Below are 12,528 nucleotides of genomic sequence, written 5' to 3' on the forward strand. Positions count from 1 at the left end.
TTAAAATTTAATATTTATACTCAGGGCCATTTGTAGTTGTTCAGGATACAATGCCCTTGTATCAGGATCCATATCTAACTTGGTCTTTTTCCATAGTATTCCTATGTTTCTGAGAGAAGTAGAAACCTGTAGCTGTGAAAGCCCCAATCGATTAATGATATTGTTGGGCAGCAGATAAGATAAACTAATATCTTTTAATCTAATATTTGCTGCATTCTCTATCAAGGCATCACTGAATATATACGCCTGATCTCTCCTTAAATTATTTTGATCTGGTGCTGAGGGTATGCTGGTCTTGTTTTCATCACCAGCATATTGCCATCTATCTAGATAATCTTTATGCGTGATACTATTATTGGTAAAAAGGTAACTATACGATAATCCTTCCCTGCGAAACTTATACCCTGCTTTAAAGATAATGTTAGCACTAAATGATATATTTTTCCATGCAAATGTATTTCGAAAAGATCCAAAAACAGTTGGCGTAGAACTTCCTACTTTTATCAGATCATCTACAGCTAATCCAGAAAAGTAACTGTTGTAATCTGTACTGATCTCATCATTAATTAAAACTCTAGGGTTGCCCTGCTCATCTAGTCCTTGCCAAGAAATTGCATATAATTGATCTCTAGAATAACCTTCGACAACAGGTGTGACGTAGAGGTTAAAGAAATTGGCTATGTCTTGATTATTTTGCGAATAATAGTTTGTAACTCGATTATTAAGAAGACTTACTAATCCCGTCATTTGCCACTTAAAGGAGTTATTAAAAGGTAAACCGTGCAGTTCTAAATCCAGTCCTTCGGTTTTCATATTAGCATAATTTCTCCTGTTATCCAGATTAAAACCAGAAGACAAACCAATTATTCCTGAGGTAGGATCAATAAAATCATTACCTATCAAATTAGAACTCCTTTTACTGTAGATATCTATGTTGCCAAAAACACGACGATTCCATAAAGAAAAATCAACGCCCATATTTAACGTACTCACCTTTTCCCAACTTAAATCCGGATTCCCCACGCTCTCTAATACTGCAGAAGGAATATTACTGACTGAATTGGTTCGTCCGAAACTTATGATCGGAAAAACGGACAAACTTCGCATCACATTTCCATTGGCACCGTACGTTAATCTAATTTTCAAATTATCAATCCATGACACATTGAAAAACGACTCATTACTCGCATTCCATGCAGTTCCAATAGACCACAGAGGAACACCTTTTTGATTAAATGCAACACCAAAAATATTTGATGCATCATATCGAACACTACCTGAAAGCGTATATAGCGACTTAAAATTGTACGCATAATTGGCATAATACGATATAAATCGATCTCTAATCTCTCGCCCAGCTGTACTACTGGATGGTATACGTGCTGAAGATCTCGGTCTCAATGAAAAATTGGACACGTAATCAATCAGACCAACACTAGTAAGTAAATCATCATTATAACCATATAACCTTGAGCTTCCATAACCCTTATACAATTCATCTCTAACTTCAAATCCTGCCAGTCCTTCCAGACGATGGTTATCTGCAATCTGCAAATCATGATCTAATTGAACACGTCCATAATTGGAACTAAAATCAGATGTACTCCTGTCTAATATACCTCCTTCAGGAATTGGTCTTGTCCCATTTGCTTGGGTATATCTATTCACGAGGTTTCTAGTATAATAACTATCACTTGAATAATGATTTCGACTGTGCCCCGCTGTATTCTGTAGCTGATAAAATGCAGATAATTTAAGACTTTTCATGATTTGAAAACTTAATGTCGAATTCAACCTTATTTCCGATGAACCACTTGTGTTATCATTATTTATTATTTCATCCAAAGGCCTATAATGCCAATCCAATAAACCCGATGACAAAGCTTTCTCTGTATAAGTAAATCTATTCTCCCTAACTAGAGGCAATGAAAGCCCATCTTCATCAGCTAATCGCGCATAGGAGTAGATATTACTCATGCCACTCGGAGTTAGATCAGACAATGAAATTCCATTATCGGAATTGTTGCGATCTACATAATTTAGTCCAACATTCAATTTCAGTCGACTGGACAGATTAACCTCATTATTTAAATTTACAGTAAAACGTTGCATATCATTTCCTTTTAGCTGATTTTTATTTACATCTAACCCAGCTGAGAGATAATAGTGCATACGAGTTCCTCCTCCAGAGACATTAATCGCATACTGTCTATTTACATTTTGCTGATAGAGGTATTTTGATGCTTGTTCACGGATATCGGTAGAGGCCAATTCTTGTAGGGCTGCTTCTAACGCTCCATCACTGATAGTTCCTGCTTTCCTTGCAAAAAGTAGTTCAACAGCTGGAGTCATCGCGATCCAATCATTGGGTACATATATATCTCTATCAAATAGTGTTCTCTCTAAATTGATCTGAGCTGAGGGAGACAAATATGTTGGCGAGTAAAACAGATCTGGTTTCTGAAATACATTTACAGAGCTACTAAAATTGAACGTCGTTTTACTATTTTTCAATCCTTGTTTAGTTGTAATAACAATTACGCCATTACCCGCTCTCGCTCCCCATATGGAAGCAGCAGCAGCATCTTTAAGAAAAGTCATGTTATCTACATCATTCGGATTAATATTAGTTATATCTCCTTCATAAGGAAAGTTATCAACGATAACCAAAACCTGATTCTCGCCATTGATTGTACTTAATCCGCGAAGCCTTAGATCAGGTGTCTGGGAGGGTTCACGATTGCTAGCTACACGGGGCAACTCAAAGGATAAACTATTGACATTACCTTCCAAACGTGCCAAAACTCCTGTGCTCACTGTAGCATTAAATACATCTTTATCCAACTGACTAAATGCTCCTGTTGACCGTGCCTTATTTACTTTTTGATAACCTGTTGAAAGTACTTCAACGTCCTCTAGCATGTTAATCAGAGGGACTAATCTGACCACCAGATATACACCTACATCAAAATTCAAGTCTTTAGTTACAAAACCTAATGCACTAAAAGATACCTCCCCCTCCTTAACAGAAGCAACTAATTGGAATACACCATCTTTGTTCGTAGAAATTGAGATGTTCATTCCTTTTACCTGCACAGTAGCACCTTGAATAGGAATTCCTTTTTCGTCATGTACCACTCCACTCAAAACATGGACTTCCTGCGCAATTAGGTCTGATATAGTACTGGAAAAAACGCCTAGAATTAATACTATTATACTCAGTATCTTCGAAGCAGATCGTTGATTAAGTAATAGGATCTTAATCGTACCCCAATTATTTAATTTTATAATTTTCATATATTACTTACTATTTGAAAGTCTTACTTGTATTTCTGTAGGCAATTGATCTATACGATCATGAATGAGGTCAAAAATATAATTGGTATCCTGAATGCTCGCCTTACTCACACCAAACAATCGACCGTTTTTTATCCATATAGATGGCCCTAGATAAGATCTGGAAAGGAAATAGTAGTTAAGCAAATGTCCTTCCGCACCAATGATCTGCGGCAATTTCCAATCTCGATCGCCTACTTCTACAATTGCTCTGAAGTCATAATCCAGATGCACACCAACAACGCGAATATCCGCAGCAATTTCTGGATGAATTTCTTCCCACTTCATCATAGATTCTAAACAAGGTTTGCACCATTTTGCCCAGAAGTCTAACACTAAGAATTTCTTATCAGAAAGCTCTCGTAATGTAGTCACTGTTCTACCTTCGCTGTCATTAATCAGTTTTAAAGGCATATCCAGAATAATATCAGGAATTGATTCGCCCACGTGGATATATCCGATCTTTGTCGTATCAACCTTATAAGCGATAATAGGATATCTAGCTAAGTCAATATCAGCATGAGTCGCAACAACTCTGTCGTTCAATTCTGGTCTATATCGACTCTCAACAGCTTGATTCAGCAACAATAAATCTCTTTTACTTTGCCTCACCTCCCCTAGCCCCACAGGTTCCTGCCCGTAGGCAGGAGTCACTGCGAGATAACTAAACATTAATGAAACAAATAGTGCTACCGCTCGAGTGAACATTAACAAAATGGTCCTTTTTCCAACCAACAATACTGGCCTCGGATAAGCAATAGATAGCTCTCTAATCCACAATCGTGGAAATAATATCCTTAAGATTATATCTAAATCCTTATGATATCTATTTTTGGAATGGAGTATAGTACTCCCATTCTCGTAAAAATGTCTCATCTTACAAGTCATAATTTATGTACACTGAAGGAATAGGAAACAATAGTTCTTAAGTATTGCTTCCTATCTCTACGCAGTATTTCGATTAATAAATTGGTTTAAAGTAATTCATAAAAAAACTCTAAGCCTTAATAAATAAATGGGAAACCGAATGTGGAAATGTTTAAAAATGGCAGATAAATATACATAGGTAGCATAAAAAGAAAATAACGCGTATTCGGAAGATTAGCCCATAGAAAAATACAGTGGTCACCTGTCTACTCGGGAGCTGAAATAATGTTTTTGTAAAGTTGTTTTTTCATAACTCGTTTATTTGGTTAACGAGTCTTTAGGAAGACAGAGTTAAAGCTAACTATAGCAGGGCTCTACTTCCGTGCTATAAGGATTCGACGCCTGCAAATACGGTGTACAGTAGAGGCCCATAAGCTATAGTATGCAACGAAGTTACATAAAATATCAGTATGGGCATTAATTCTACCGCCTCGATTTGCTTGTTAATGTCGAATTTTATAGCCGAGACTCTTAATATTAATGCCATAATCTAATAAGTAAAAAATTATTAGACAATATTTAATTATTCAAATATAAAAAAAATAATTCATAAAAGAGAATTTATTTGCACTTTTTTAGATCAATTGTATTTTGATTTTGCGGCATGAAAAGATTTAATGCTGAAATCACAAAAGATAATATTTTTGAACTAATTCGACATAGTGGAATAACTCTAGAGGCATTTGGAAATATAATTGGTGTATCAAAAAGATGGGTCCATTATTTGAAAAAGGGAACCTTCAAATTTGATTTAGTTACTATAGAGAAAGCATGTGATTTTTTTAATATTCCATTTACAAAATTAACTACGAAATCGATTATTCCACCTGATAATTATCGAATTTCATTACAGAGTTATCATAAAAGAAATCCTGAATACTCCAAAATCCTTAATGAAAATCCATCAATTCCATATATCATTGAATTTGTATTATTAAAAGACAAGACATTCCTTTCTAACAAAGAAATGGAGATTAAAGATGTTAAACGGATTTTATTAGAGTATAATCTAGTATATAAAGGGAGTAGTTTATCCACAGAATTTCAAAAATCCATTTTTATTCAACATTGGCCTCACCCTACTAAAAAAAACACATATTTGTATAAAAAGAAATAAAAAAGACCAAGCTTCCAATATTTCTAATAATTACATACACGATTTGGTGGTTTCAATAATGGAGTATTCCCTGACGTGTCCTTATTATCACATTGAAGTCGAACATGTTTTTCTTTGAGATCACAATACATTTTGGCCCTGGTTTCAATCCTATAATTAAAAGTACCTCTGTAGGCGATCTCGTTACCATCCGCCTGGCGCAAAAGCTAAAAAAGAATACGACAAATAGATATAAAATTCTTTTCACATAATGCATGTGAAAGAATTAACGTGAGTTCAATTTAATAAATGTTGATTATACCATCCTGTGCAGGGAGTTCCTTTTATTCATTAGTGTTGTTTTTAATGAGATGAATGACCAATTCGTGGTATTCCGCAAAAAAAATCAAAATCGAACGTATTGAGCTAGCCCAAGGTAAACTCGACGCTTAAAAATTTAGCTTCGATGAACTCGTAAACTTGGTTTGCACAACGACTCGCCATTCCTACACATGCATATTTATCTAAATATAATTTGGTAAATTCGGTTTTGTTAGGCGACATTATCCGTAGAATAATGGATTTAGCTTGGCACTGATAATTAACAAGTTATATTTTATTATTTCCTTTTCCTATGCCGAATTGACGTTAATTATAAGGAACTTAAGATCAAAACAAATAAGATTAAAGTTTTTATGGAATAATAGAATATTCTAAAAGCAGAAGGTTCGAATCCCTTCCTCTCTGCAATATCATTTCCAGATATAGCCAAATGGCTTTCTAAAATCAAGAAAATAAGCCTTATACTATGTTTAAAGCCACATTTAAACAAATATACAAAATTTCGTAATCTTCGAAAAATCACAAATTTCTTAAAAATCTCGTCACACTTTTGGCGCACTTTTTTGGACTCCATTCTTTACATCTATACCCCCAAGTAAATTTTCGTGTCCATTTTTTTTTATATTTGAAGAAAAACATATATGACCAATTATTCAAAAACAAAATATATAAGTGTTGAGATTACAAAACCATTGAAATGTAGAAACATAATAGCACAAAAATTAAATCAAGGGGATAGAATCATATTTGATAATCACGTTTATATGAGAACAAATATCCAAAATGATAATGGTATATTATTTACAAATGACCTTGGTGATACTATATATATTCACCCAAATAACTCATTAAGGCATATTAAGGGAATTAAGTATGGGTTTAAACAACTCAATAAATTGGTTTTTGATGACATTATAAATTTAGGTTATAAAAAGTTTGAATAATAATACCTTAACTATACCCCTGTCCTTCGAGTTTAGCGAAGAATTTCAAAGAGATGTCAGTTATGATGATTCAAAGATATTAAACATTAAAGGGGATACTTTTGAACAATTATAGATATAAAAAATTTTATTAATTAAAATTGATTCCAAAAGTCTGGACCCTGTTGATCTGCGTCTAAATCATCATTATAATTATCAAAGTAGCTATTCATTTCATCTTGTTGTTGGCGCCACATATGATATTCGTTTCTTTTATCTTCTCTTGTATTACTTGAAAGGAAATTTTTTTTATTATTTGCATTATATGCGTCTTTAACAAATTTTGGCTCAGGGTATTCTCTCTCAATATTTGATAAAGTAGTTGAATCCATTATAAAATGGTCTAGATTTATTAAACACCATTCAATATAAGATTTGTAACCTAAATCTAGAATTTCAGAAACTGTTAGATCTTTATATTTGCCGAAAGTTAGTTTAGTATTTAAATTATAGCAAATCATAATTAATAAATTAGTTATTGAGGATAAGTAAATATAATTAGACAAATTTAAAATGCAAAACTATTTTTATTTAATAATAATAAAATTATTTCTTTTTAAATAGTAGGCTATTAGGAAATTATAATAAATTTTAATTGCAATGCGTTCTCTCGCCGTCCTGCGAGTTGAGCGAAGGTCGTTGAAGAGAAATGCGCAAGCATGATTCAACGATATCTATGAAATAGACGAAGACTGTTGGCGGTATTTTTGTTTCAAAAATGATGACAACATCGAAGCCTGAGCGACAAGCAGGCGAGCCAAACTCTAAAAGCGGTTGGATTTTGAATGTGTACGTAGTACTTGTTCAAAAGACAAAAGAGCTTTTATGAAGTGTAGGGATTACAAAAACATGAATTATGACAAACTGTGAAACAATAAATTAGAAATTGTGAGCATCACTATTTTTAATTTATGAAGTTTGGCGTATATTCATGACGGTAATTCCGAAACGGAATGCCTTACTTCCAATTTTTTAAAATTTGTTTACTTTTGTGTCAAAATATTGACCAATTACATATAAATATGAATACTATTACGTTATTACTTTCAAGGATTTTAAGGCTATTTTCAGTTAATCATTTGAAAGATTCTTTTGATTCCGATGAAAGACTTCAAGAAAATGTGATTAAGGATATATTAAGTAATAACGATGAAAAAAGTATAAATGAGTTTGTAGTTAACAACATCGATTATACTAAAAAGAGTGTACATATATATTCACTGAAAAATAAATATCAACACAAAAAAAGTATTCTGTCAAATGAACTTGGGATAGAAATACTCTCTCAAACAACTTCTCAGGGAGTCTTTTCCTTGAAGGGATATCATAAACTAAAATATGATGCAGTGATTTATGAGCAGGGTCTTAAGAAAACAGTTAGTATATTCTTTAAACAACCGATAAAAATTATCATTAATAATGCTTATTTAATTTTAGAACTTACTAAAGTTGAGATTAATTTGAAGACGCATTTTTCAGATGATATTGATTTAATTAGTAGTAAGAAAATTATTGATGATGGTGATGCAATTCATAGTATATTAACATTTTTTGATTCAAATTTTAAAATTCGACCATCGAAAGCTGATCTGAATAAAGGCATTAAGTACCTATGGGAAAAAGATATTATTGATGGTAAAGAATTAGCTTATAGAAAGTCATCATCTAGAACAAAGGAAATAATGGATGGAGAAGAGTTGTTTAAAAACAAGTACCCTGCTGAATATCTCAATTTGATGAGAAATCCTATTGAAAATTGTATTTTTAGATATTTACCTGATAATGCTGATTTTCCTTCGCATTTTACTTGCGATGTTAGTGGTGGTGAATTATCTTTTACAATTTATCCAAAGTCCGTAAATCAAATTACTAATGTTATTAACGAAATTCTTAAAAACAATTGATAACAGCTTTTTAGGAGAGTTTGTTGAAAATAAGGAAAAGCTTATAGCTAATTCAAATCCAGATAAAATATATGTGGAAAATATTAGAAGCTTTTTTGGGTTCTCCTATCGAGTGGCTAAGTTCTTTTGTGATTTGGCAGTTCGAGCTGGATTCTTCACAAAGCATATTGGATATATTTGTCCCAACTCTAATTGCAAAAAAATGATTTTTGAAAATGAGTTTGCAAAAACTTCTCCCTTCAACTTGTCATGTTCAAATTGCGAAATTAGAGAGGAAGAGAACCATGTTTTTTATGCACATAAATTAAATACTGTAGTTTTTTATAGATTAGTAAGGGAGGAACATGGCAAATAATGGTTTAACTCCTGACAAGATAAAAATATATGTGGTGATATTTAAAATGATTTGCATGTCTATATTACTTTTATCATTTATAGTATTTAATATTTGGACTCTTAATAATCTGTTTAATGAACCAAATGAAGATTCGAAGTGGAAGTATGTTATAGTTGAAGGGTTTAATATTGGTACTTTATTTGTTGTTGTGAGATATTTTTTTGACAGCAAAAAATCGTTATAAAGAAATATTGAGTTGCATTAATACTAGTGAAAGAATTCTAAAAACAATGAATAATTTATCATATAATATCTGTTACAGGAGGGAATTTCACTTTTCTAGCAATGGCCAGTTGTAAATATTAGATATTCTAAATAATTTATAATCCCCTTTGAATTTGGGGGATTAAATAATTTTTATCCTAAAATAAAAAATATGGTAAAATTCATTCATCTAAATACCGTAGATGGTACAAAAGTAGTTTTTAATGTAGATAATATAATTTACCTTTCAGAGCTGAATACAATTGACGGAGCAAAAACCAAGGTTAATTATGTAGGCAATCAAATTTATGTAAATTCAAACAATTCAAGAAATTATTGAAAAAATCAAAGGTACGGAACCTTTATATTAAGCGATTTTGGAACCCTTTTATTCTTAAATCTAATTCCTTATTAACTTATTATCTTTTAAAATATTCAGAAAGTTGGACTTCATTCCTTACATTATTACACCTATGAAAATTTTCGTGCCCAACCTTAAGGAATAATAAAGTAATTATTTATATTCAATAAACTTATAAAGTATTAAAATGAGAAACTATGGCAAAGAAAAAATATTACAGTAAACCACTTAGTTTCTTTTGGAAGGAACTTTATGGAATACAAAAAAAATTAACACCTGAGTTTTCAGATGAGCAAATCCATTTTGTACTTAAGAGAAATCTTTTATCCAATCAATTAGCGCCTGATGAAACTCTTGATATGAGGAGTTTAACAATCACTGGTTTAGATTTATGGAGGGATGATTCTAAAGGTGATTTATTACATCTATTCTTTCTAGAAAGAGAATTAAGACATTTTCTTGAAACAACTGTTTTGGCGGATTTAGATAGCATTAAAAATTATCTTTATGACAATGGGCAAATTAGAAACATAACCTATATATATTCTAATGAAATTAAAGAAACCTTTGTTTTTAAATTCGCTTTACATGTTCCATTTGATGGAGAAGGATATGCTTTTACTCTGAACATTGAGGATGATGGCAGTTTAACACTATATTATACTTTTGGAAAAATTTATGGACTGATGTCTGATAAATTCTATAAAGAGATAATAAAAAAAGAGGATGAAATATCTAAAACACATTCTAGAATATTCCGCTTAGCTATTAATACAATAGCTTACATGAATTGTTTTCCAAATTGTGTTAGTGATGGAGTTCCAAATGACTATGTTGATTATAGTGAAAATAAACTAGCTAAAAATCTGACAATTCAAGTTTCAGATAAGATAACAGAGGATAATTCAACAATTTCTAAAATCCCTCATTTTAGAAGAGGTCATTTTAGGGTACTTAAGTCTGAATATTTTAAAAACAAAAAAGGTCAAATTGTTTTTATTTCCGAAACTATGGTTAAAGGCAAAGCTAAAACTGTAGCTATGTCAGATGAAATAGACAAATATAACACCGAATTGATAGACAATTTAGAGTAAAATTATAAAGGGTATTGTTAAAAATACCCCTCATCCTTCAAACTAACATACCCATTCTCTTTCACCATCAAATGATTAAACACCTCTATAACTAAAATCCTTTCTAGGTTCTAAAAGGACAAGAAATTTGGACTTCGAAATCCGCTTTGTTACACCTTTGAAAATTTTCGTGTCCAACTTTAAAAGTTAAGAAGTTTTTATCTATATTCAATAAATTAATAAACCGTAAAATTTTAAAATATGAATTGGGTAAAAACAAGTGAAAGACTTCCAGAAGCAAATAATGATTATTATGCAGTGTATATTACTAAAGATAATAACACATTTTTATCGGTAGCTCTTTATATCAAAAGTGAAAATAAGTGGTATTATAGGGATAAAAATATGCCAGGCGATGAAGTCACTGATCCTGTAGTTGCATGGGTTGAAAATCTTAATAAATATGTAATTTAATTCAAATAATTTATAATCCCCTTCTAATTTTAGGGGCTTTAATATTTATACATGATAAATTCAAATGACCTGTAACCCTCCCGAAAAGTCGGACTGTTTGAAATGCGAAAATTCGTAACTTAGAACAGTACAATGAAAAAAACAAGAATCAGCGAGAGTCAGATCGTTTCGGCGATCAAGCAACATGAATCAGGTAAATCCACTTCTGATATCTGCCGGGAGTTGGGTGTCCACCAAGCCACATTTTACAATTGGAAGAAGAAGTATTCCGGTATGGACAGCCAAGAGCTGCGCCGTATGAAGGAACTTGAGGAAGAGAACCGCCGTCTCAAACAGATGTATGCGGACCTTGCCCTAGACCATAAGATCCTCAAGGACGTACTATCAAAAAAGTTCTGAGGCCCTGCCAGCGCAAGGATATGGCTGCTTATGTGATTTCGACGCACCGGATCAGCATCAGCAGGGCCTGCAAGGTTGTCAATCTTCCCAAGTCAATGTATTATTACAGGAACAAGAAGGATGACAGCGAAACGATAGCGAAGCTCCGAGAGCTGGCCGATCGGTATCCAACCGAAGGACAGGACCTTTACTATTCACGGATCCGACACGAAGGACTGAAATGGAATTACAAACGAATACGCAGGGTGTATCAACTATTGGGGATGAATCGTCGCAGAAAGAGCAGAAGACGACTTCCAGCCCGGGTAAAGCAACCATTGTCGATTCCAGAGAAGCCGCTTAAAACATGGTCTTTGGACTTCATGAGCGATGTACTGACCAATAAGCGCAAGTTCAGGACACTGAATATCATTGATGACTTTAACAGGCGGGCCATCGCTATTGAGGTTGCACATAGTATGCCAGCAAGCAAAGTAACCTATCTATTGGAACGCATCATAAAAGAGCAAGGAAAGCCTTCACGTTTCCGTACAGATAACGGCCCAGAATTTATCAGCAGGGAATTTCGAGATTGGTGTGCTGACAAAGAAATAGAGATACAGTATATCCAACCAGGCAGGCCTATGCAAAATGCCTACATTGAACGTTTCAACCGCACATTTCGGGAAAGTATCCTGGATGCCTACCTCTTTGAAGATACTCTGCAAGTACAGATACTCGCAGAAGAATGGCTACAGGATTACAACTACAAAAGACCACATGAATCACTGGGAGGAAAGACACCAATGGAATACGATGCCCTGCCGGCGGCATGTTATCAATAGGTCACCTTTAAAAAAGATTGACCTATTGATAACAACTATATTTATATTTGAAAACTCGCCTGGATGCCAGTCCGAAAATCGTGTTAATTAGCGTGTAAATGCCACCACCCGTTCGCGTTAGAATGCCACCACCTTAAAACAATAAGGTTTAACTTGCTGAGTAAATAAATAGCTCAGCGTTATGTATAAATTGGCAATGTATAACACG

General features: G+C 33.1%; 11 protein-coding genes and 1 pseudogene. 8 read left to right on the forward strand and 4 right to left on the reverse strand.

Annotation, left to right across the window (positions count from 1 at the left end; translation table 11 throughout):
* Both FLS47_RS10140 and FLS47_RS10145 read right to left on the reverse strand, forming a co-directional pair.
* The gene (locus FLS47_RS10140) at positions 1–3,297 is read right to left on the reverse strand and encodes a SusC/RagA family TonB-linked outer membrane protein (RefSeq protein WP_149914261.1); all 3,297 of its coding nucleotides are present in this window, start codon (positions 3,295–3,297) and stop codon (positions 1–3) included.
* Between the two features lie 3 nt (positions 3,298–3,300).
* The gene (locus tag FLS47_RS10145; RefSeq protein ID WP_188347408.1) at positions 3,301–4,212 is read right to left on the reverse strand and encodes a TlpA family protein disulfide reductase; all 912 of its coding nucleotides are present in this window, start codon (positions 4,210–4,212) and stop codon (positions 3,301–3,303) included.
* A gap of 655 nt (positions 4,213–4,867) precedes the next feature.
* Here FLS47_RS10145 and FLS47_RS10150 point away from each other — a divergent pair.
* Together FLS47_RS10150 and FLS47_RS10155 are read left to right on the forward strand one after the other, a co-directional pair.
* Complete coding sequence (locus tag FLS47_RS10150; protein WP_149914263.1) at positions 4,868–5,380, forward strand: helix-turn-helix domain-containing protein; 513 nt, start codon at positions 4,868–4,870, stop codon at positions 5,378–5,380.
* Between the two features lie 962 nt (positions 5,381–6,342).
* Positions 6,343–6,645, forward strand: a complete 303-nt coding sequence (locus FLS47_RS10155) for a hypothetical protein (protein WP_149914264.1) — start codon at positions 6,343–6,345, stop codon at positions 6,643–6,645.
* A 134-nt stretch (positions 6,646–6,779) separates the two neighbouring features.
* Here the strand turns inward: FLS47_RS10155 and FLS47_RS10160 are convergent, their stop codons facing one another.
* Both FLS47_RS10160 and FLS47_RS19040 read right to left on the reverse strand, forming a co-directional pair.
* On the reverse strand, positions 6,780–7,016 hold the full coding sequence (locus FLS47_RS10160) for a hypothetical protein (protein ID WP_149914265.1): 237 nt from the start codon (positions 7,014–7,016) through the stop codon (positions 6,780–6,782).
* A gap of 21 nt (positions 7,017–7,037) precedes the next feature.
* A pseudogene (locus FLS47_RS19040) lies at positions 7,038–7,145 on the reverse strand (exodeoxyribonuclease X C-terminal domain-containing protein); the annotation flags it as partial.
* A 561-nt stretch (positions 7,146–7,706) separates the two neighbouring features.
* Here FLS47_RS19040 and FLS47_RS10165 point away from each other — a divergent pair.
* The 6 genes from FLS47_RS10165 to FLS47_RS10185 all read left to right on the forward strand — a co-directional run bounded on the left by FLS47_RS10165 (position 7,707) and on the right by FLS47_RS10185 (position 12,320).
* Positions 7,707–8,588, forward strand: coding sequence for a hypothetical protein (locus tag FLS47_RS10165; protein WP_149914266.1), 882 nt, complete (start codon positions 7,707–7,709; stop codon positions 8,586–8,588).
* Positions 8,557–8,943: a hypothetical protein gene (locus FLS47_RS10170; RefSeq protein ID WP_149914267.1), complete on the forward strand. Its 387-nt coding sequence runs from the start codon at positions 8,557–8,559 to the stop codon at positions 8,941–8,943. Before FLS47_RS10165 ends, FLS47_RS10170 begins: the two co-directional genes overlap by 32 nt.
* A gap of 804 nt (positions 8,944–9,747) precedes the next feature.
* Entirely contained in the window at positions 9,748–10,644 is an 897-nt protein-coding gene (locus FLS47_RS10175) for a hypothetical protein (protein ID WP_149914268.1), read from the forward strand.
* 240 nt (positions 10,645–10,884) lie between these two features.
* Positions 10,885–11,097 carry a hypothetical protein gene (locus tag FLS47_RS10180; protein ID WP_149914269.1) on the forward strand — a complete coding sequence of 71 codons (213 nt, stop codon included), beginning with the start codon at positions 10,885–10,887 and terminating at the stop codon, positions 11,095–11,097.
* 132 nt (positions 11,098–11,229) lie between these two features.
* Entirely contained in the window at positions 11,230–11,496 is a 267-nt protein-coding gene (locus tag FLS47_RS18540; protein WP_206366949.1) for a transposase, read from the forward strand.
* A gap of 20 nt (positions 11,497–11,516) precedes the next feature.
* Positions 11,517–12,320 (forward strand): IS3 family transposase, encoded by an 804-nt coding sequence (locus tag FLS47_RS10185; protein WP_218962213.1) that lies wholly within the window; start codon positions 11,517–11,519, stop codon positions 12,318–12,320.
* Positions 12,321–12,528: the final 208 nt, after the last annotated feature.

The organism is Sphingobacterium cavernae, from assembly GCF_008520265.1.
GTDB lineage: Bacteria > Bacteroidota > Bacteroidia > Sphingobacteriales > Sphingobacteriaceae > Sphingobacterium > Sphingobacterium cavernae.

Coding starts and splice junctions, on each gene's coding strand:
- FLS47_RS10140 (WP_149914261.1), bottom strand. CDS start 3,297: ATGAAAATTATAAAATTAAATAATTGGGGTACGATTAAGATCCTATTA.
- FLS47_RS10145 (WP_188347408.1), bottom strand. CDS start 4,212: ATGAGACATTTTTACGAGAATGGGAGTACTATACTCCATTCCAAAAAT.
- FLS47_RS10150 (WP_149914263.1), top strand. CDS start 4,868: ATGAAAAGATTTAATGCTGAAATCACAAAAGATAATATTTTTGAACTA.
- FLS47_RS10155 (WP_149914264.1), top strand. CDS start 6,343: ATGACCAATTATTCAAAAACAAAATATATAAGTGTTGAGATTACAAAA.
- FLS47_RS10160 (WP_149914265.1), bottom strand. CDS start 7,016: ATGGATTCAACTACTTTATCAAATATTGAGAGAGAATACCCTGAGCCA.
- FLS47_RS10165 (WP_149914266.1), top strand. CDS start 7,707: ATGAATACTATTACGTTATTACTTTCAAGGATTTTAAGGCTATTTTCA.
- FLS47_RS10170 (WP_149914267.1), top strand. CDS start 8,557: ATGTTATTAACGAAATTCTTAAAAACAATTGATAACAGCTTTTTAGGA.
- FLS47_RS10175 (WP_149914268.1), top strand. CDS start 9,748: ATGGCAAAGAAAAAATATTACAGTAAACCACTTAGTTTCTTTTGGAAG.
- FLS47_RS10180 (WP_149914269.1), top strand. CDS start 10,885: ATGAATTGGGTAAAAACAAGTGAAAGACTTCCAGAAGCAAATAATGAT.
- FLS47_RS18540 (WP_206366949.1), top strand. CDS start 11,230: ATGAAAAAAACAAGAATCAGCGAGAGTCAGATCGTTTCGGCGATCAAG.
- FLS47_RS10185 (WP_218962213.1), top strand. CDS start 11,517: ATGGCTGCTTATGTGATTTCGACGCACCGGATCAGCATCAGCAGGGCC.